This is a genomic window from Colwellia sp. F1 (assembly GCF_056238625.1).
Genome location: NZ_JBWDLI010000004.1, coordinates 61,375 through 82,242 on the forward strand (window position 1 = coordinate 61,375; position 20,868 = coordinate 82,242).

At 39.9% G+C, this 20,868-nt stretch carries 17 protein-coding genes; 3 read left to right on the forward strand and 14 right to left on the reverse strand.

Annotated features, from left to right (window positions below; translation table 11 throughout):
• The first annotated feature begins 97 nt into the window (after positions 1-97).
• A complete protein-coding gene (locus AC0UA9_RS04675; RefSeq protein ID WP_475657715.1) occupies positions 98-1,945 on the forward strand; it encodes a DUF885 domain-containing protein in 1,848 nt (615 codons plus the stop codon).
• A gap of 196 nt (positions 1,946-2,141) precedes the next feature.
• Here the strand turns inward: AC0UA9_RS04675 and AC0UA9_RS04680 are convergent, their stop codons facing one another.
• A complete protein-coding gene (locus tag AC0UA9_RS04680) occupies positions 2,142-2,492 on the reverse strand; it encodes a RidA family protein (RefSeq protein WP_475657717.1) in 351 nt (116 codons plus the stop codon).
• Position 2,493: 1 nt separating this feature from the next.
• Positions 2,494-3,141 carry a DUF2959 domain-containing protein gene (locus AC0UA9_RS04685; protein ID WP_475657720.1) on the reverse strand — a complete coding sequence of 216 codons (648 nt, stop codon included), beginning with the start codon at positions 3,139-3,141 and terminating at the stop codon, positions 2,494-2,496.
• Positions 3,142-3,457: 316 nt separating this feature from the next.
• On the opposite strand from AC0UA9_RS04685, the gene AC0UA9_RS04690 reads away from it, so the two are divergent.
• On the forward strand, positions 3,458-3,598 hold the full coding sequence (locus AC0UA9_RS04690; protein WP_475657723.1) for a hypothetical protein: 141 nt from the start codon (positions 3,458-3,460) through the stop codon (positions 3,596-3,598).
• Positions 3,599-4,331: 733 nt separating this feature from the next.
• Here AC0UA9_RS04690 and guaA read toward each other — a convergent pair.
• A complete protein-coding gene (guaA, locus tag AC0UA9_RS04695) occupies positions 4,332-5,909 on the reverse strand; it encodes a glutamine-hydrolyzing GMP synthase (RefSeq protein WP_475657725.1) in 1,578 nt (525 codons plus the stop codon).
• 233 nt (positions 5,910-6,142) lie between these two features.
• Positions 6,143-7,615, reverse strand: a complete 1,473-nt coding sequence (gene guaB, locus AC0UA9_RS04700; RefSeq protein ID WP_475657726.1) for an IMP dehydrogenase — start codon at positions 7,613-7,615, stop codon at positions 6,143-6,145.
• Between the two features lie 245 nt (positions 7,616-7,860).
• Here guaB and xseA point away from each other — a divergent pair, with 245 nt between their 5' ends.
• Positions 7,861-9,195, forward strand: a complete 1,335-nt coding sequence (gene xseA / locus AC0UA9_RS04705) for an exodeoxyribonuclease VII large subunit (protein ID WP_475657727.1) — start codon at positions 7,861-7,863, stop codon at positions 9,193-9,195.
• An 82-nt stretch (positions 9,196-9,277) separates the two neighbouring features.
• Here xseA and AC0UA9_RS04710 read toward each other — a convergent pair whose 3' ends face one another.
• The 10 genes from AC0UA9_RS04710 to ndk all read right to left on the reverse strand — a co-directional run bounded on the left by AC0UA9_RS04710 (position 9,278) and on the right by ndk (position 20,693).
• Positions 9,278-9,955, reverse strand: coding sequence for a PilZ domain-containing protein (locus tag AC0UA9_RS04710; protein ID WP_475657729.1), 678 nt, complete (start codon positions 9,953-9,955; stop codon positions 9,278-9,280).
• A 242-nt stretch (positions 9,956-10,197) separates the two neighbouring features.
• Entirely contained in the window at positions 10,198-11,697 is a 1,500-nt protein-coding gene (gene der, locus AC0UA9_RS04715; protein WP_475657732.1) for a ribosome biogenesis GTPase Der, read from the reverse strand.
• A gap of 250 nt (positions 11,698-11,947) precedes the next feature.
• The gene (gene bamB / locus AC0UA9_RS04720; RefSeq protein ID WP_475657735.1) at positions 11,948-13,180 is read right to left on the reverse strand and encodes an outer membrane protein assembly factor BamB; all 1,233 of its coding nucleotides are present in this window, start codon (positions 13,178-13,180) and stop codon (positions 11,948-11,950) included.
• Positions 13,181-13,192: 12 nt separating this feature from the next.
• Entirely contained in the window at positions 13,193-13,852 is a 660-nt protein-coding gene (locus AC0UA9_RS04725; RefSeq protein WP_475657739.1) for a YfgM family protein, read from the reverse strand.
• 23 nt (positions 13,853-13,875) lie between these two features.
• Complete coding sequence (gene hisS / locus AC0UA9_RS04730; protein WP_475657741.1) at positions 13,876-15,156, reverse strand: histidine--tRNA ligase; 1,281 nt, start codon at positions 15,154-15,156, stop codon at positions 13,876-13,878.
• A 105-nt stretch (positions 15,157-15,261) separates the two neighbouring features.
• Positions 15,262-16,392, reverse strand: coding sequence for a flavodoxin-dependent (E)-4-hydroxy-3-methylbut-2-enyl-diphosphate synthase (gene ispG, locus AC0UA9_RS04735; RefSeq protein WP_475657744.1), 1,131 nt, complete (start codon positions 16,390-16,392; stop codon positions 15,262-15,264).
• 32 nt (positions 16,393-16,424) lie between these two features.
• Positions 16,425-17,423, reverse strand: a complete 999-nt coding sequence (locus AC0UA9_RS04740) for a RodZ domain-containing protein (RefSeq protein WP_475657747.1) — start codon at positions 17,421-17,423, stop codon at positions 16,425-16,427.
• A complete protein-coding gene (gene pilW, locus AC0UA9_RS04745) occupies positions 17,424-18,809 on the reverse strand; it encodes a type IV pilus biogenesis/stability protein PilW (protein WP_475657749.1) in 1,386 nt (461 codons plus the stop codon).
• Positions 18,810-18,864: 55 nt separating this feature from the next.
• Positions 18,865-20,037, reverse strand: coding sequence for a dual-specificity RNA methyltransferase RlmN (rlmN, locus tag AC0UA9_RS04750; RefSeq protein WP_475657753.1), 1,173 nt, complete (start codon positions 20,035-20,037; stop codon positions 18,865-18,867).
• 224 nt (positions 20,038-20,261) lie between these two features.
• Positions 20,262-20,693 carry a nucleoside-diphosphate kinase gene (gene ndk / locus AC0UA9_RS04755; protein WP_475657756.1) on the reverse strand — a complete coding sequence of 144 codons (432 nt, stop codon included), beginning with the start codon at positions 20,691-20,693 and terminating at the stop codon, positions 20,262-20,264.
• Between the last annotated feature and the right edge of the window lie 175 nt (positions 20,694-20,868).

The following is a 20,868-nucleotide window of genomic DNA, read 5'->3' on the forward strand; positions in this document are numbered from 1 at the left end:
TGATGTGTTTTTACCGTGTATGTAAGATTTGCTATTGATTAATGCATGCATCTATTGGCACACTGTATAAAATAACCTACCAATAAAAGAGCGCACAATGTTATTAAAAAAATCCCTACTCGTTATTGCTATATCAACAGCCTTATTAACGGCTTGCTCTACGTCACAGCAATCTTCAACTAATAAAGGTAACTCTGCCACACAAACCAGCACAATAGCTGTCATAGCAGAGTCAGAAAAAGCTAACCAGTTATTTGATCGCCTTTTTAAAGCAGGTATTGACCGTAATCCAGTAATGCAAACCTACCTTGGTATTAAAAAAGATTACGACAAGTGGAATGATTTATCAGAAGAAAACAATGCCCGAGAATTAGCTTTTGCTAAAGCCGATTTAGCCAAAATTAAAACATTAGATACCACTAAATTAGATGAACAAACGCTGATCAGTTATCACCTCTATGTGCAAGCACTTGAAAATGAAATCAACGACTATCAATGGCGTTTTCATAACTACCCTGTTAACCAAATGTTTGGTACTCACTCACAGGTTCCTGCTTTTTTAATAAACCAACACTCCATTAGAAATATCAAAGAAGCGCAAGACTATATCGCCCGTGTAAAAGGCGCTAAAAAGTTAATGACGCAACTTGTCACACAACTTAAACTAAGAGAAGAAAAAGGGATTATCGCCCCTAAGTTTGTGTTTGAGCATGTTATTCGTGATGCGAATAACATATTAGTTGGCGCACCGTTTTCTCCAGGAGACGACAGCACTATTTTAACTGATTTCACTCAAAAAATTAATCAATTAGACCTTACTCAACAAGAGAGAAATAGGCTTTTGTTTGACATTAAAGCGGCCTTAACTAATGAATTGAAGCTTGGTTATGAACACTTAATTAATTATTTAAGAACACTTGAAGCAAAAGCTGACACCCGTGATGGTGCTTGGAAACTCCCTCAAGGCAATGACTTTTATAATAATGCACTAGCACGTACTACCACCACAGACCTTACTGCTGAAGAAATTCATAACATTGGGTTAAGTGAAGTTGACAGAATTCATCAAGAAATGCGCTTGATCATGAAAAAAGTTGGCTTTACAGGACAATTAACAGAGTTTTTTAATTTTATGAGAAACAGCGAGCAGTTTTATTACCCAGGTACTGAAGCTGGCCGTCAACGATATTTAGATGAAGCGGTTGCGTTAATTGACGATATGAAAGGCAGGTTAGATAGTTTATTTTTAACTAAGCCAAAAGCCGAGTTAAACGTTAAAGCTGTTGAAGCGTTTCGTGAAGAGTCAGCCGGTAAAGCTTTTTATCAACAACCAGCTCCCGATGGATCTCGTCCAGGTATTTACTATGCAAACCTTTATGACATGAAAGCGATGCCAACCTATCAAATGGCTGCTTTAGCCTACCATGAAGGCATTCCAGGGCATCATATGCAACTGGCTATAAAGCAAGAGTTAACCGACATCCCCCTGTTCAGAAAATACGGGCGCTACACAGCACATACCGAAGGCTGGGGCTTATATTCAGAACTGCTGCCTAAGGAAATTGGTTTATACCAAGACCCATATTCTGATTTTGGTCGTTTAGCCATGGAACTATGGCGCGCATGTAGGCTGGTGGTTGATACTGGAATACACACAAAACAATGGACCAGAGAGCAAGGTATAAATTACTATGTTAACAATACACCTAATGCTAAGTCTGACGCGGTGAAAATGGTTGAACGCCATATTGTTATGCCATCACAAGCGACCGCCTATAAAATTGGCATGTTAAAAATAGTGTCGTTACGTGAAAACGCTAAGGCGGCCTTAGGGGATAAATTTGATATTAGAGAATTTCATGACGTAATTTTACGCAATGGTCCTGTACCATTAAACGTACTAACTCAACTTGTTAATGAATATATTACAGAGAAAAAAGCTTAACTCATCATTTCTCATAAAGTAGTAGCTAACGTCACGACTTTTACAAATTAAGCAGGTAAAAAAACCGCATTGTTAATGCGGTTTTTTATTTTGTCAATACGTATAAGTTTTTGAACAAATAGTTAATTATAAGCCATAGACGTTTGATACTTAACAGCAATATAGGACAAAATAGATTACCTTAAGTGAGTATGGCTTAGATTTCAGCGGCGACGACTGAAATCTCAACTAATAATGCCTCACGCGCCATTTTAGCGGCGACACATGCGCGCGCTGGTGCATAGCCTTCTGGCACCCAATCATCCCAAACAGCATTCATTTGTGCAAAATAACACATGTCTTTCACATAAATAGTGGCGGATAAAATATGTTTCCTATCACTGCCCGCTTTTAATAATAACTCATCCACCTTTGCTAGCATGGTTTGCGTTTGCTCTGTAATATCTTTACTTGCATCTGCTGCCACTTGCCCACATAAATAAACAGTACCATTATGCTTCACAATACGGCTCATGCGCTGTTTTGTTTCTAACCTTTCAATTGTCAATTTACTGCTCCAACATATCTATAAATTTTTGTGATTGTTCAATTGCGGTATTCATTTCTTTTATTAATACGCTGACATCTTTTTTAATTGACATCATCTCACCTTGTAATGCGCCAATCGCTTGAGCATTTAAGTTATGTTTTAAGAAAAGGCTATTATCTTTTAATGCTGATAAAACCGGCGCCATTTTACTTTCTGCTTTATGCATCGCTTTAATCAACGTATTATAGCGACTTTGTGTATTTCTTAACTTAGTTGCGCTTTGTCTTCTCAGGTTAGCGCTTGAAATTTCTTCTATTTCTTCTTGCCACTCTTCAAACAAAGCATGTGAAACATCTTCTATTTTCTCTATGCGTAAACTAACCAACTCAGCGGCTTGTTTCGAGTCTTCATATTGTGCTTGAATTTCATTGTATTGCGCTTCAAGATCGCCACCATCAAAATTAATTAATGCTGTCATTTCAGCCAATGCTGACTCAAATTGCGCTTGCGCTTCTTGTTGTGACTCTTTAGCTTCTGCAACACGATCAACCATGATATCACGTTTGTGAATACCCACTTTTTCCATGGCCGAGTAATAAGCTGTTGAGCATGATGCTAATGTTATCAGGCTTATCAGAATGCATATCTTTTGACTAAACTTAATCATAAAAATTTCCTTGGTTGCTACGTATCAATAAACCCTACATGATCGATAAGGCAAGTGAATATAGGTTAATGGTATATTGATTTAGCTCTTCGAGCAAAATAAATAAAACAGTAATAAGCCATAACGTTAATTCTTAGTGATACTACTGAATGATAACTTTTAGTAATAATACATAGCGTTAAGTAAACTTGAGACCCCAACATCTTAGTAATAAAACAACAAAACCACCATTCAAAAGGCACTAAAAAGATATAAACTTGCTTTTTAGTGCAAAGTAACGTAATAATATTACAACAAGTCAAATAAAGAGAGAATGATGATGAAAGATCAAAGTATTTTAAAAGAGACTCAGTCTGCAGAAATTACCACATTTGATTATGATAATACCGACTGGCCACGTGATTTTGACATACGCATTGAAGTAGCTGAACAACGTGAAGTATTAGAGAACTTATAACTAAAGAAAACATAGGTAATTCACTTTATTTCAAGGAGGTAGCGCAGAGCGTAGTTTACTACGTGAGCACTTGCGACAACGAAATAATGCGATTAATAAAAAACCTCAAGGTCTTACAACAATAAGGTTCAATTATATTATTTTTTGTTTAATTTATAACTAAAGCGCAGGTAAATCACTTTATTTCAAGGAGGTAGCGCGGAGCGTAGTTTACTACGTGAGCACTTGCGACAACGAAATAATGCGATTAATAAAAAACCTCAAGGTCTTACAACAATGAGGTTCAATTATATTATTTTTTGTTTAATTTATAACTAAAGCGCAGGTAAATCTCTTTATTTCAAGGAGGTAGCGCGGAGCGTAGTTTACTACGTGAGCACTTGCGACAACGAAATAATGCGATTAATAAAAAACCTCAAGGTCTTACAACAATGAGGTTTAATTATATTATTTTTTGTTTAATTTATAACTAAAGCGCAGGTAAATCACTTTATTTCAAGGAGGTAGCGCGGAGCGTAGTTTACTACGTGAGCACTTGCGACAACGAAATAATGCGGTTAATAAAAAACCTCAAGGTCTTACAACAACGAGGTTCAATTATATTATTTCTTGTTTAATTTATAACTAAAGAGCAGGTAAATCACTTTATTTCAAGGAGGTAGCGCGGAGCGTAGTTTACTACGTGAGCACTTGCGACAACGAAATAATGCGATTTAACCAACTTAAGTATAAATTATTCCCATTCGATAGTAGCTGGTGGTTTACCCGAAATATCGTAAACGACACGCGAAATACCATCAATTTCATTGATGATTCGGTTAGACACTAATCCTAAGAAATCATACGGTAAGTGTGACCAACGCGCAGTCATAAAGTCGATAGTTTCAACACAACGTAAGCTTACTACCCAATCATATTTACGGGCATCACCCATAACGCCTACTGAGCGCACTGGTAAAAATACAGTAAATGCTTGGCTTACTTTGGTGTATAAATCATGCTTGTGTAATTCTTCAATGAAAATAGCGTCTGCACGGCGTAATAGGTCAGCATATTCCTTTTTCACTTCACCTAAAATACGCACGCCTAGGCCAGGCCCAGGGAACGGGTGGCGGTAAAGCATGTCATAGGGCAAGCCAAGTTCAAGACCAATTTTACGTACTTCATCTTTAAACAGTTCACGTAATGGCTCAACTAAACCAAGTTTCATGTAATCAGGTAAGCCGCCAACATTATGGTGAGATTTAATAACATGAGCTTTACCGGTAGCCGAAGCCGCTGATTCAATCACATCAGGGTAAATAGTGCCTTGTGCTAGCCATTTCGCATTTTCTAACTTGTTTGATTCTTCTTCAAAAACGTCAATAAAAACATTGCCAATGATTTTACGCTTTGCTTCTGGTTCACTTGTTCCGGCTAAGCGATCAAGAAAACGCTGCTCAGCATCAACTTTAATAATGTTTAAACCAAAGTGGTCACCAAACATTTCCATAACCTGCTGGGCTTCATTTAAACGCAGCAAACCGTTATCAACAAATACGCAAGTTAATTTCTTGCCAATGGCGCGGTGTAATAACATAGCGACAACGGATGAGTCTACACCACCTGAAAGCCCTAAAATCACTTCATCATCACCGATTTGTGCTTTCATTTTAGCGATAGCATCATCAATGATTGTTGCCGGTGTCCATAGTTTTTCACACTGACAAATGTTAACAACAAAGTTTTCTAGAATACGTAAGCCTTGTTTGGTGTGTGTAACTTCTGGGTGAAATTGCACACCATAAAATTGTTTTTCTTCGTTTGCCATGGCAGCATAAGCACAGTTTGGTGTTTGTGCTACGGCAACAAAACCTGCTGGAATAGTTGCAACTTTATCGCCATGGCTCATCCACACGTCAAGTAGGGCATTACCGTTATCATTAATGCTGTCTTCAACTTTATCAAATAACGCAGACTCTACAATAAGCTCAACTGACGCATAACCAAATTCTTTATGGCTACTACCCGTTACGCTACCACCGAGTTGTTCAGCCATTGTTTGCATACCGTAACAAATACCTAATACGGGTACATTAGCAGCAAACACATACTCTGGCGCGCGCGGTGAGTTAGCTTCAGTCACTGATTCTGGACCACCAGCAAGAATGATACCTGTTGGGTTAAATTCTTTAATTTGTGCGTCTGTCACGTCCCATGACCAAAGTTCACAATAAACGCCAATTTCACGCACACGGCGAGCAATAAGCTGGGTGTATTGTGAACCAAAATCTAAAATCAGTATGCGGTGATCATGAATGTCTTTACTCATAGTTTCTCTCTTTACAGCTCTAATGAATACCTAGTTAGAGCGATACATTTAAGTAAAACAGGCTGAGTTATATAATGAATAACTCAGCCTGTTGGAATTGTTTTCGATGTTAAATATTCTATTAACGCCACATTGAAAATAGTTTAGTGCAAGTTCAAGGCGCTAGCGCGGAGCCTAGTTTACTAGGTAAGCACTTGCAACGCCGACATTGCGCTAAAATAATTCAATAGAGCTTAACCCATTCTATAGTTAGGGGCTTCTTTGGTGATGGTTACATCATGTACATGTGACTCCCCCATACCTGCTGAGGTTATTTTCATAAACTCTGGCTTGGTTCGCATCATCTCAATAGTTGCACTACCCGTTAAGCCCATTGATGAACGCAAACCGCCCATTTGTTGATGAATAATAGCCGCTACAGGGCCTTTATAAGCAACACGGCCTTCTATGCCTTCTGGTACTAATTTGTCTGCTTCGCCATCAGATTTTTGGAAGTATCGATCACTCGATCCTTCTTTTTGATCCATAGCACCTAATGACCCCATACCACGGTATGATTTATAATAACGGCCTTGATAAAGCTCTACTTCACCTGGCGCTTCTTCAGTGCCAGCTAATAAACTACCGACCATGACACAGTGAGCGCCAGCAACAAGTGCTTTAGCAATATCGCCTGAAAAACGAATACCGCCATCAGCAATCACGGGGATATCTGTACCTTTTAGTGCTTCAACGGCATTGGATATAGCCGTTAACTGTGGCACGCCAACTCCTGTTACAATGCGGGTTGTACAAATTGAACCTGGGCCAATACCAACTTTTACAGCATCAACACCCACATCAGCTAAGGCTTTTGCGCCAGCACCTGTGGCAACATTACCGGCAATTATTTGTAAATCAGGGTATCTATCACGGGTTTCTTTTACTCTGTCGATAACACCTTGTGAGTGGCCATGTGATGTGTCAATTAGTAATACATCCACACCAGCGGCAACTAATGCGTCAATGCGCTCGTCTGTACCTGCACCAACCCCTACTGCCGCGCCAACGCGCAAACGTCCAAATTCATCTTTACAAGCATTCGGTTTACTCTCTGCTTTTTGATAATCTTTTGCTGTGATCAAACCAACCAACTTGAAGGCGTCGTCAACAACCAAGATTTTTTCAATGCGATTTTCATGCATTAGCCCTAATATTTCTTCGCGAGCTGCGCCCTCTTTAACGGTAATTAACTTTTCTTTAGCCGTCATCAATACAGAGGCTGGTTTAGTTAAGTCTGTTTCAAAGCGTAAATCTCGACCAGTAATAATGCCAACTAAATTGTTGTTATCATCAACAACTGGAAAACCGGAGAACCCCAAGCTGTCTGCTTTACGCATAATTTTTTCAATGGTGTCTGACGGGCTAACGGTTTTAGGATCAGATACAATACCACTTTCAAACTTCTTAACTTGTGAAACATTTCGAGCTTGCTCTGCGATAGTCATATTTTTATGAATAAAGCCTAAACCACCTTCTTGGGCTAACGTAATAGCCAAGCGTGCTTCTGTTACTGTATCCATAGACGCAGATACCATGGGTACATTTAAATTAATTTTTCGTGTTAAACGGGTTTGTAAATTAGCCGTATGGGGCAGAACTGTAGAGTGGGCCGGTACTAATAAAACATCATCAAAAGTTAATGCTTCTTGGGCAATTCGTAACATCGCAATATCACCAGAGTTAAGGAGAAAGGAGATACCAAACCTGTAAAAGTTAGTATCTAATATTGCGTTAGAATTTTAACTCTTTTCTTTGTTTAGGTAAACACAAATTTAGCGTTGAAGCACTATTATTTTCGCTTGTTAATACCAAACTAATGGCAAACAAAGAGAAAATAATTCCCCTAAAAAAGTGCCATCAAGATATACTGGTGTTTACGTTCATTTCATTTTATTGTTATCGTTTTTTTATGGCTGCACAACATATCCTTCAAGTCAGTGAACTGACACGAAAAGTCCGCTTTATTTTAGAAAGCGAATTAAATACCGTGTGGTTAACAGGGGAAATATCTAATTTTGTTGCCGCAAGCTCTGGCCACTGGTACCTCTCTTTAAAAGATAATAAATCGCAAGTACGCTGCGCTATGTTCAAAGGGAATAACCAAAGAGTTAAGCTGGCGAATAATTCAACACCACGCAATGGCCAACAGGTGCTGGTACGCGCTAAAGTATCCCTTTATGAGCCTAGAGGAGATTTTCAGCTTATTATTGAACAGCTTGATGATGCAGGTGAAGGGTTATTGCGCCAGCAGTATGAACAGTTAAAAAACAAGCTTAATGCCCAAGGTTTATTTTCACAAGCACATAAAAAAAATATGCCTAGCGATATTCAACGTGTGGGTATAGTCACCTCCCCTACCGGCGCAGCGGTAAAAGATATACTTACCGTTTTAAAACGGCGTAACCCGAGTATTGTGGTAACGATTTACCCTGCGCTTGTACAAGGTCAGTATGCCAGCAATGATATTTGCCATGCCATTGCGCAAGCTAATCTGCGAAAAGAATGTGATGTACTGATTGTAGGGCGGGGTGGCGGCTCTTTAGAAGATCTTTGGCCATTCAATGAAGAAGCCGTTGTTAATGCTATTTATCATTCAGATATTCCAACCATTAGCGCGGTTGGTCATGAGGTAGATACAACTTTAAGTGATTATGCTGCAGACTTACGCGCTGCAACCCCATCAGCGGCGGCTGAATTAGTTTCAAGTGATAGTGATGAGTTATTGCAGAAAGTGGCTATGTTAACACTGCGCTTAAAGAACGCAATAGTAGCTAAAAACACCTTGCTAACTGAGCGCTTTAGTCATTTGCATCATAGATTGGTACAGGTTCATCCGGAACAACAACTGCGCCTTCACCAGCAAAAGTCTGATGAATTAAACTTACGGTTAACACAGGCAATTAAACGCTTGTTGTTACAAGCCAAGCAAAAGCCTGAGCAATTAACGCAACGTTTTACCCGATTGTCACCCAACAAAAACATTGCTGACTATCAACTGAAAATTGAACAACTACAACAACGCCTATGTAAAGCACAACAAAATAATTTACAACACAAAGGCGAGTCCTTTGTGCATTTAATTGAACAACTACAATTAGTGAGCCCGCTAGCAACAATTGCGAGAGGGTATGGCGTTGTTCGCAATAGTAACAATCAGGTGATCAGCTCAGTTACACAAGCATCGTTACATGATAAAATTAGTGTGCAAGTGTCAGACGGAACAATTAACGCTAAAATCATTTAACCTGCCTAAGTTGTGTTTGAAAAGCGGATCATATTACCAAATTGAAGACATAGAGAATAATAGAGGGGGAGCTAGCGAGGGTTTATGATGTCATTGTGTTGAGTAATAGTTGACGAATTTGTTCATCACTTTGCTGCTCAAACTTTACACCAAACGACACACCTTCATTGTGCTGTTTTAAATTACACACAGTACCATATAACTTAAAGTTACCTTTTCCCTGCTCGTCTTCTATAATGATTTCAATGTCTTTTTTTTCTGACAGCACTAGCTTTTCACCGTTGGCAATATTTAGCTGGCAACCGGTAATAGAAAGGTTCTCTATTCTAGCTTGCCAGTAATCTTGGTCAACTTTTACTTTGGCTACTATGTCTGTTGCAATACGAATAGATGAGCGTAAATTTTGTAGACCAACCGTACGAGGAAAGTCTAGTACCATAATACGTGAAGGCATTTGCAGGGTTTGCCTAATGGTACTGACAAATGCCACCACCACACCTTCATGCCCTTCAATGAGGCCACGAACTGTGACAGCTGTGCCCTGGGTGATGTGCTGAGAAAACTTGCCTAATTTTACTGTGTCGGGAAATTGCACTAAAACATATTTTTTAGGCAAATAGCCGATAAAGGTTGTTCTAAACTTCGCTCGCTGCCCTGCGGGTGTTGATATATCAACGCTAACTAAAGAGCCCGCTTGCAGTAAAGCTAAATTGCGGTTTAAGCGACTTGCAGTATTAATATCTGATGGTTTATTAGACATAAATATAACACTCATTAATATATATCATCACACTAGTCAAAGATCGGCTTAAAAGCAATAATTTTGTCTTGTCGCTAGAAGCCAACTAAGTCATAGGCGCTTGATTGAGCAATAGCTAGCTATTGGGATTGAAAACAACGACACGATGGAATAGTAACCAGCACAAGTGGACAATAATTGAGTAAAATTGCTATTACACTGGCTTTAACCTGTGTCATGGGCTTAGTGTACTATTGAGCTTTTTATTTATTATCTTTATTATAACCCTGTGTTGCTCTCGCTATTTTCTTTTGTTCCGTATATGAGAGCTTTTTCTTACCGGCAAAGGGGTTAGTGGTCTCTCTAAACTCAATACGGATTGGTGTACCCATTATTTTTAGTGACTTACGATAATAGTTCATTAAATAACGCTTATATGAGCTGGGGAGTTTCTTTGCTAAATTACCATGTATCACAATAATTGGCGGATTGTAGCCCCCTGCATGCGCATATTTAAGTTTAATACGGCGCCCTTGATGCATTGGTGGTTGGTGATCAAACACCGCCATATCTAATATTTTAGTCACCATTGCCGTAGAAATTCGTTTAGTTGCACTCACAAAGGCTTCTTCTACTGACTCATACAAATGCCCTACACCGGTGCCATGTAATGCAGAAATAAAATGAATTTTAGCAAAATCAATAAAGCCTAAGCGGCGATCTAATTCCGTTTTTATTCGATCTTTAACGTGTTCTTCCAAGCCATCCCATTTATTAACCGCTACCACTAACGAGCGACCTGACTCAAGAATAAACCCTAATAAGCTTAAATCTTGGTCACTAATACCTTCTCGTGCATCAATAATGAGTAAACAAACATTGGCGTCTTCAATAGCACGCAAAGTTTTTATCACTGAAAACTTTTCAATAACATCGGTAACATTTTTACGACGGCGAATACCTGCAGTATCAATTAAAGTATAAGCGCGACCATTTCGCTCCATAGGTATGTAGACACTGTCACGTGTGGTACCTGGCATATCATATACGACAACGCGCTCTTCCCCTAATATACGGTTAGTTAGTGTTGACTTACCCACATTAGGCTTACCGATAATAGCGAGCTTAATAGTGTCATTTTCTTCAGGCGCTTCTGCCACTTGTTGTGCAATTTCGGCTTCGGTTAATTCGGTGTCTAATTCATCACTCGTAAAAATATCAAATTCGTCATTCGGCGCTTCAAGGCTTTCTTTGCTTTGCCCTAACGCCTCAATGTGCGGTGTTAACGCTAAAGTAAGCAATTGGGTAACACCACGGCCGTGAGCTGCAGCAATTTGGTGAACTTCTTCACCTAAACTTAAGTCATAAAATTCTGCTACGGCAGAGTCTGCGTCAATACCATCAATTTTATTAGCAACTAAAAATATTTTTTTATCTTGTTTACGCAAATGGTCTGCAATAGCGTAGTCAGCTGATGTTAAACCATCACGCGCATCAACTAAAAACAATACCGCATCAGCTTCTTCAACAGCTATTAATGACTGCTCTGCCATCAGGAGGTCTATGCCTTCTTCATCACCATGAATACCACCAGTATCAATAACAATAAAGGGGTGCTCTTCAACTTCCGCCTTTCCATATTGGCGATCACGAGTTAAGCCAGGGTAGTCTGCAACCAAGGCATTTCTAGAGCGCGTTAAGCGATTAAATAATGTTGATTTACCAACATTGGGGCGGCCGACAAGGGCAACGACTGGAAGCATGAAAACCTCAAAACTCAATAATAACTCTTAGTTGTTAGCTATAATAACAGCATAATACAAGAATCTGGGAAAAATTAACGGCCCCATATGCTATTGCATTGGAGCCGCCTATACCGGTATAAAATAACAGTGCCTTAAAGCAAGTTTAGGTCAAAGTACATTACAATTACACTGGTTAAAGACAGAAGAATAGTGAAACATCAGTACTTTTTAACACCTTGTTTACGCAACTTCGATTATTGTGCAAACTTTAAATTTCTGGTGTTTCAATCGCTTGTAAATCACCATCTTGTGATTGACTGTACAAAATATTATCAAACACAGTTGGTGTCGAGTGTACACCACTGCTATCTAAACGATGACGCGCGACAATTTCACCTGTTTCTTGATTTAACCAATGTAGATAACCTTCAAAGTCTCCGACAACAACATAATCAGCAACGATTGCGGGCCCTGTGACATTACGGTTAGCCAGCGCTAAATTACTCCAACGCTCAACCCCAGTAACACGGTCAATGGCATAAACATAACCACGCGTATTAGTGATAAAAATAGTATTTCGATAAATTGACAGCTGACGGTAAGACGAATATTGACGCTTCCAAAGCACCCTACCACTTTGTAAATCAATTGCTGCTAAATTTCCACGCGATGAAATAGCATAAATTTTATCACCAAAAACAACTGGTGCAGAGTCAACATCAATAACACGTTCAAGCTCTGTTGACCCTGTTGCTTCGCCTATTTGTGAAGTCCAACCTTGTTGGCCACTGTCTAGCAAATAGACATTAACACTCCCCTTACTGGTGCCAAGCAAAACACCACCCGACGCAATAACAGGGGCACTAATACCACGTAATGTTAATGCGGGAACATCTTGCTCTACTTTCCATATCTCTGCACCGTCGTCAGCACTTAATGCTTTGACAACACCTGACGCTGAATTCACCACCACAGTGTTAGACTCAACAGCAGGCGCGTTGATCACTTCTCCTTTGATATTCGCCTGCCAAGACAATGCTCCTGTCTGTGCATCTAAGGCATATACTTTACCGTTTTCACTGCCAATGAATACTTTATTCAAGCCTGCAGTAGGTCCACCAGCAAGCAACGCTGATACACGGCTGTCCCAAAAGCCACGGGTATTATTAATATCGCTTAAATCTGCCTGCCATAATTTTTTACCCGTTGTAGAGTCAAATGCGATGACATCACCTTGCCGGCTGGCACTGTACACACGGTTGTAGGCAACAGTCGGCTTAAGCCGTGAAAAGTAATCACCGCTACCGTTGCCAACACTTTTTTCCCATAAGACTTTTGGCTTAAACGCTTGCTCAAATTCAACTAATTCTGCAGGCTCATCACTTTTGTCTTCATCGGTTGAAGAACATGAAAATAATGCCCCGGTGAGTAAAAAAACGCTAAGTACTTTAGTGTACTTCCCTAACAAGCGATTAAATGGGTATTTTTTAGAAAAAAGCATTCGGTAACCTTTTTACTTAACTGCAGCTGGCGCTGAATTCGTTAGATTAACAGTTGTGGCTAAATCATCTAACTTCATTTGTAAACTTGGGCTACTTGCTAAACCATCGGCAGCAATAGCAGCTTGGTAGGCATTACGTGCTAACGCTGGTTTATCTTGTAACAAATAAGTATCACCTTTTATTTCTTCAATGGCCGCGGTGAAGGAGTCAGGTAAAGGCTGAGCCAGTGTTGCTAACGCCTGTTCGTACTGTGCTTGTTCAATTTGCACTCGTGCTAAACGCAAGGCAGCGATCCCTTTAACGCCATCACTTGGGGCATTGTCAACGGCAATTTGCAACTGAGCTTGAGCGCTGGCCCAGTCTTTGATTGCCGCAGCTTCTTTTGCTAACGCTAATGCCGTTAATGAGGCATAACTTGTGGCTGGGTTTTCATTAATAAATTGCTTGGCATTTTCAGTAAAAGCAGCTTTGTCTTTAGTACTGCTTTCAATAAGCGCTTGATAGCTATCAGAAACGGCGAGTTCATTATCTAGCTTATTATCTTTATATACATTAAACCCGATAAAACCAGCAAAACCTAACACTATGCCGGCAATGATCATATTGCCATTTTGTGCCCAATAACTTTTTATCGCTTCTACTTGTTGCTCTTCTGTTTGATAAATTTCCACTACATCACCTTAACTAAAAACTGTTAAATTAAATCACTTAATAAACGAGGGATTTTTTCAAATGCCACATTTTGCTGTTCTTGTTGTCCACGTAAATATTTAACCATGACACTTTGTTTAGCAATTTCATCATCACCTAAAATTAACGCGATTTGCGCACCTGATTTATCAGCACGCTTTAATTGTTTTTTCATATTGCCGCCACCACAATGACATTGCAAACGAATATCAGGCACTTGATCACGCCATTGCTCGGCAAGTTCGTTTGCTTTGGGTTGTGCATCTTCACCTAAAATGACTAGGTATGCATCAACCTGAGGGCGAACCTTCATAGTTGCTTCACTGTTATTTAACATTAGCACTAACCGCTCAATACCTAGTGCAAAACCAAACCCTGGTGTTGCTTTACCGCCAAGCTGCTCAACTAGGCCGTCGTAGCGCCCCCCGGCACAAATTGTGCCTTGAGCGCCAAGGCTCGTGGTAACCCATTCAAATACAGTACGGTTATAATAATCTAAACCTCGCACCAAACGTTCATTGATTACGTAGTTAACACCTGCTGCGTCTAAGCGTTGACAAAGGCTAGCAAAATGCGCACGTGTTTCTTCACCAAAATAATCGGCCAACTTGGGTGCCTGCGCTAGAGCTGCTTGCACTTGTGGGTTTTTACTGTCTAAGACACGTAATGGATTAGTGTGCATGCGGCGTTTTGAATCGTCGTCTAATAATGCTTCGTGCTCAGTTAAATAACCGACTAATGCCTCTCTATAGTTTGCGCGTTCTTCGTTACTGCCTAATGAGTTCAGCTCTAGTGTGACAAATTCATTGATGCCAAGTTCCCGCCATAAACGAGAAGTTAATAAAATAATTTCAGCGTCTATATCAGGTGTGGCAATACCAAAGGCTTCTAGACCAAATTGATGAAATTGGCGATAACGCCCTTTTTGTGGTCTTTCATGGCGAAACATGGGCCCCATGTACCAAAGACGCTGCTCTTGGTTGTATAAAAGCCCGTGTTGATTAGCCGCACGTATGCAGCTTGCTGTGCCTTCTGGGCGCAATGTTAGGCTGTCGCCGTTGCGGTCTTCAAAGGTATACATTTCTTTTTCTACTATATCGGTCACTTCACCAATAGAGCGTTTAAATAATGCTGTTGATTCCACTATGGGCATGCGAATTTCAGCAAAGCCGTAATTACTGGCCACTCGGCGTAAAACTGCTTCAACCATCTGCCAAGTATTCGTTTCACTTGGTAAACAGTCATTCATTCCTCGAATTGCTTGTAGCGCTTTATTTGTAGCCACTTATTGTATCTCTCTTCTTCTTAAAAAAATTCATTAATTTTACGCAGCGCGCATTATAGCGAATGTCGTCTTATTCTTAAACGGTAAATAGGCGATTTACTGTGTTCAGTCGAGCGCTTTAAAGTTTATTTTGTTACTTTGTGCTGAACGTGCATTTATTGCCTTAGCTTTTGCGCGAATACGCTGCTCAAGCTGGTCAACTAGGTCAGTGTTATCAAAACGTTCCTTTTGGCGAATGCCATCGAGGTAGTAGCCACTTTTTTTACTGCCGCCGGTTAAGCCTAAATCAGAGATCATCGCTTCACCTGGACCATTAACAATACAACCAATAATAGAGACATCCATAGGGGTCATAATATCTTCAATACGTTGCTCTAACGCATTGACCGTCGCCACCACGTCAAACTCTTGTCGAGAACAGCTAGGACAAGCAATTAAGTTAATACCACGGCTACGAAGCTTTAACGATTTTAAAATATCAAAACCCACTTTTATCTCTTCAATAGGGTCTGCAGCTAATGAAATACGCAACGTATCGCCAATGCCCTGTGCTAATAATAACCCTAGCCCAACCGACGATTTAACCGAGCCAGAGCGCAAGCCGCCGGCTTCAGTGATCCCCAAATGTAACGGGTTATCAATTTGTTTTGCTAATAATTTATATGACTCTACTGCTAGAAAAACATCAGACGCTTTTACACTGACTTTAAATTGGTTAAAGTTTAGCCTATCTAAAATGTCAACATGGCGCATCGCCGATTCAAGCAAGGCTTCTGGGGTTGGCTCAGTATATTTTTCTTGAATATCTTTTTCTAAAGAGCCTCCGTTAACCCCAATACGAATGGGGATATTGTTATCACGTGCACACTCAACTACGCTCCGTACCCGATCTTCTCGGCCAATATTACCAGGGTTAATGCGCAGGCAGTCAGCGCCATACTCGGCAACTTTTAAAGCAATTCTGTAGTCAAAGTGTATGTCGGTAACCAATGGCACATTGACTTGTTTTTTTATTTCTCGAAAGGCTTCAGCGGCATCCATCGTTGGTACACTAACACGAACAATATCAGCGCCAACGGCTTCTAATGCTTTTATTTGCGTAACTGTTGCCGCTACATTAGTGGTTTCAGTATTAGTCATCGACTGCACCGTAATAGGTGCTCCGCCGCCAACCGGTACATTACCTACCATAATTTGGCGAGATTTGCGGCGAATAATTGGAGATTCTTTAAACATATTTTTTACAAACTTGGTTAATACACAATTGTTTAATTAAGTGGTAAGGTAAATTTAGCAATGTTACCTGCATTAAATTCAGAAGTATCAACAAGTTGACCATTAAACTCAATTGTTGCTAACTCTGGTTTTCCTAAAGTAACTTTAAGTGGTGCTTTACCGGTAATGCTCATGACATAACCAGACTTTTTCACACCCCAGGCGATACGCTCACCCGTGGCATCGTATATATTCACCCAGCAATCACCTGAAAATGTAAAGATGGCTTTGCTTAACTCTGCAACAGGTTTTGGGCTTGCTATAGCTCCTGTTTCTGTCGCATCTGGCTCAGCGGTGTGCGATGCCGCTGAAGGGATTACCGGCGTTAAACCTGTTGTTTTTTCTTCAGCTTCTCTACTGAGGTCTGTCTCTAAATTAAGGGGTTGCTCTACATCGAGATCTTTATCAACACTTACTTTGCCTGCCATGTTATTTGTTTGAGGACTTTCGAGTTGGTGCTCAGCGATGCCTGCTTCAGTTTCATTCTCTTTATCGATACCAACAGCTTTCACTGCCGCGTTAGGTTTGTCTTCTGTCATTTCAGCGCTTTGTTTTGGCTCTTGCAGCCACCATAAAATCATCAAGCCAAAGAGTATTGCAGCGATAAAGTAACTAAACCACATTAATCGGCTATGCTCTGCTTGCTTTTCTGTTAAGTTAGAAAAGCTCAGCATTTCGCTACGCTGTGTTTCTGCTACACCTAGCATGTCAAAAGCAGTTAATACTTCGTCAACATTAACATGGACGAGTTTCGCGTAGCTGCGCAAATAGCCCCGGTTATACGTGGCAGGTAACTTTTGGTTAAATATGTCTTGCTCTATGTTTTCTACTAAACTTTCTTTAAACTTTAACTTTGTAGCAACGTCTTCAACACTCAGTCCGTGCTTTTTTCTTGCGTCACTTAATATTTGACCTGGGCCAACGACCTCTATGTCTTCACTTAGTTCGTCAGACACTATAGTCTTTTTAGAGGCTTTTGATTTTGTATTCATCTACTGCTGTACCATCTTTGGGTTTTCTAAAAAGATTATATCTTTAATATAAAGCTTTGTATTTCTGTCAAGGTTATTCCATTGGCGTAATGCTTCGATCTTTATATTATATTTAACCGATAAACTGTATAAGGTATCACCTGGGGCTACTACATGGAAGTCAAAGGATTTTTTCGAATGTTGTTTAGTCGGTTGTGCTTTTTCTGCGCTTGTTTCAAGCTTTTCTGTTCCCTGCGCTGTTTGGCTTTGTGTTGTCTCATTTAATGTTGCACTAGCAAGCTCTGCTTCTGCAAGCACACCCGTTGTCCGCTGAGCTTGTTCCTGACCTTGTGTTGTTACTGCTTCAGTCTCTACCTGTTTCTCTACTGTAACAACCTCAAGGCTTGGCTCAGCTGTCACTTGCTTGCTGTTACTTTCTTGTGTTTTAACTTGCACTGTACTTGATGCTTGCGCTGCTTTGTTAGGTTTTGTGCTTAGCGCTTTAGGCTTTTTAGGTGATAGTTTAACCACTCGCTTTGCAGGCGCCTGAGGCTTATTTGCTCGTTGTGATAACTTATACCTGTTGGCAAGGTTATCTGCTTCTATCGACGCTAGTTCATTCAGTAAATATTGTTGAGCTTCCCACGACTGAGGGAACATTTTTACCAGCGTGGTACCATAATTTTTTGCAAGATCATCTTGCCCAAGTTTGTAATACACTTTTGCAGATAAAGCTAAAGCTTGAGGAGTAAAACGGCGAGTAACTTTCTCAAAGCGCTGTACAAAGTTTTTTGCTTGCTGATAGTCTGCCATGGCATAGTGCAATTGTATCATTTGCACTAACAGTGATGAGCTTGTTGGGCTGTGTAAAATTGCCTTATTTAAATACATTTCTGCTTGAGCGAAGTTGTCTTCTTGTAAAAAACAAGCAGCTAAGTTTTCATAACTATTGGCAACTAAAAGGTAGCTAGGGACGGCAATTGCTTTTAAAAATTGCTGCTCTGCTGCTTCAACTTGTCCTTGACGGCATAAATACACACCGTAGTTGTTTAAGGTATCAGCATCATCATGTTTTATTGCTAATGCCCGCTCGTACGACTCAATTGTTAATTTATGCTCGCCAACCGTTTCATAGTAGTGTGCAAAGGCGGTATGTACTTGCACCATATTGGGAGAGAAACTTTTCGCTTTTTCTAAATTTTGCTTCGCTTGGGGCATATTGCCCATATTTAGGTAACCTAACCCTAAGGAAATACGTGTTACCGCCATATCGTCTCTGTTGGCTTGTTTTTGAACCACTGGCGTATCATCATTTTCATACTGTTGTGTAACACAAGCGGATAAAAATGCAGATGAGAGTACCACCACCGTGATAAGTGTATTATTTACCGCCCTGTATTTACCCATAGATGTTGATCAATTTTCGTTAGTTTTATGTTAATAATGTTTGATAATAGCGCGTTCAGACTATCTTTACCGATATTTCTTCCGCTTGCACCTGTTTTTTTGTATTTTGCATATTTTGTTGCATTTTTGTACGTTTGGTGCGATCTAAAACATCACCCGCGAGTTGCCCACAGGCGGCGTCAATATCATCACCACGTGTTCTTCGTGTTATAACGGTTAAACCGTAACTTTGCAGAACTTTGTCAAAACGGTCAATACGAGAGTTGCTTGAACGCTTATAAGGCGACCCTGGGTATGGATTAAAAGGAATTAAATTAATTTTACTTGGTAAGTCTTTTAAAGCATGCGCTAATGCATGTGCCTGCTCGGTTGAGTCGTTAACATGATCAAGCATAACATATTCAATAGTGGCTTGTTTATTGGCTTTTGAACCATCAATGTAACGCGCAGCTGCCGTGATAAACTCTTCTAGTGGATATTTTTTATTAATTGGCACTAACTCATCACGCAAAGTATTGTCAGGCGCATGAATTGAAATAGCGAGCGCGCAATCAATTTTTTCTTTTAACATAGCCAGTGCTGGTACAACGCCTGAGGTACTGACCGTCACTCGCCGTTTAGATAGACCATAGCCTAAGTCATGTAACATGGTATCTAGGGCAGGAATAAGGTTTTTCATGTTCAGTAAAGGCTCGCCCATGCCCATCATCACTATGTTAGTTATAGGGCGTTTACCCGTTATACGTGTTGCGCCAATATCATTAGCAACACGCCATACTTGGCCAATAATCTCGCTCATAGACAAGTTGCGGTTAAAGCCTTGTTGTGCGGTAGCACAAAATGTACATTCAAGTGCGCAACCTACTTGTGATGAAACACATAAAGTAGCGCGATCATTTTCAGGTATCCATACTGTTTCAACTTCTTGTCCACCTTCTAACACCAGAGCATATTTTATAGTGCCATCATTAGAGACTTGCTTTTGTGCTATTTCAGGGGCTTTTATTTCACAGTTTCGTTGTAACTTTTCTCTTAATTTTTTATTCAAATTTGTCATTTGTTCGAAATCAGAATAACCAAAATGATAAATCCATTTCATTATTTGATCTGCTCGAAAAGGTTTTTCACCAATAGAAGAAAAATACTCGCGTAGCCCTTGGTGATCCAAATTTAATAGATTTACTTTGGTATTTTCTTTAGTGCTTACTTTCACGATAGGGTCGCTCATACAAAAAACTCTCAAAACTCACAGGAATAAATAAAAACAGGTCGCGAATTGTACACTTTTTATGCGTATCTCGCAATTTTACTGTCAAGACTAAAACAGAAAAGGATTTTACTGAGAGCTCAGCAAAATCCTTTTCGTATTGTAGTTCAAAATTTCTCTGTTACTGAGGGTAGCTAAGCTTAGGTTAAACTGCGATTGTTACAGAGTAAATTACGCGCTACAAATTATCTTGTACGTGGACAAATCTCGTCATCACTGAAGAAATAAGCAATTTCACGTGCGGCAGATTCTAATGCATCACTACCATGAGCAGCATTCTCATCAATGCTGTCTGCCAGATCAGCGCGAATAGTACCCGCTAATGCTTCAGCAGGGTTAGTAGCCCCCATGATTTCACGGTTTTTCATAACAGCATTCTCGCCTTCTAAAACTTGCACCATAACTGGGCCAGAAGTCATAAATTCAACTAAAGCACCAAAGAAAGGGCGTTCACTGTGCTCAGCATAAAAACCTTCTGCTTTTTCTTTGCTTAGGTGTAACATTTTTGATGCTACTATTTTTAAACCCGCAGTTTCAAAACGGTTATAAATTTGACCGATATAGTTTTTAGCAACTGCATCAGGTTTTACGATAGAAAAAGTACGTTCGATAGCCATGAATAGCCCTCTTATTAAAGGTTAATAAATTTTATTTATAGATGAAAAGTTTTATAGATGACAGTGTATTTAGTTAACTGAAAAATAACCGAGCATACATACCAGTAAATGGCTTAGTATGAAAATCACTAGCACTGTCAAATTTTGCGCGATTATAGACCAATATTAACTAAAA

Coding starts and splice junctions, on each gene's coding strand:
- AC0UA9_RS04675 (WP_475657715.1), top strand. CDS start 98: ATGTTATTAAAAAAATCCCTACTCGTTATTGCTATATCAACAGCCTTA.
- AC0UA9_RS04685 (WP_475657720.1), bottom strand. CDS start 3,141: ATGATTAAGTTTAGTCAAAAGATATGCATTCTGATAAGCCTGATAACA.
- AC0UA9_RS04690 (WP_475657723.1), top strand. CDS start 3,458: ATGATGAAAGATCAAAGTATTTTAAAAGAGACTCAGTCTGCAGAAATT.
- guaA (WP_475657725.1), bottom strand. CDS start 5,909: ATGAGTAAAGACATTCATGATCACCGCATACTGATTTTAGATTTTGGT.
- guaB (WP_475657726.1), bottom strand. CDS start 7,615: ATGTTACGAATTGCCCAAGAAGCATTAACTTTTGATGATGTTTTATTA.
- xseA (WP_475657727.1), top strand. CDS start 7,861: ATGGCTGCACAACATATCCTTCAAGTCAGTGAACTGACACGAAAAGTC.
- AC0UA9_RS04710 (WP_475657729.1), bottom strand. CDS start 9,955: ATGTCTAATAAACCATCAGATATTAATACTGCAAGTCGCTTAAACCGC.
- der (WP_475657732.1), bottom strand. CDS start 11,697: ATGCTTCCAGTCGTTGCCCTTGTCGGCCGCCCCAATGTTGGTAAATCA.
- bamB (WP_475657735.1), bottom strand. CDS start 13,180: ATGCTTTTTTCTAAAAAATACCCATTTAATCGCTTGTTAGGGAAGTAC.
- ispG (WP_475657744.1), bottom strand. CDS start 16,392: ATGTTTAAAGAATCTCCAATTATTCGCCGCAAATCTCGCCAAATTATG.
- AC0UA9_RS04740 (WP_475657747.1), bottom strand. CDS start 17,423: ATGAATACAAAATCAAAAGCCTCTAAAAAGACTATAGTGTCTGACGAA.
- pilW (WP_475657749.1), bottom strand. CDS start 18,809: ATGGGTAAATACAGGGCGGTAAATAATACACTTATCACGGTGGTGGTA.
- rlmN (WP_475657753.1), bottom strand. CDS start 20,037: ATGAGCGACCCTATCGTGAAAGTAAGCACTAAAGAAAATACCAAAGTA.
- ndk (WP_475657756.1), bottom strand. CDS start 20,693: ATGGCTATCGAACGTACTTTTTCTATCGTAAAACCTGATGCAGTTGCT.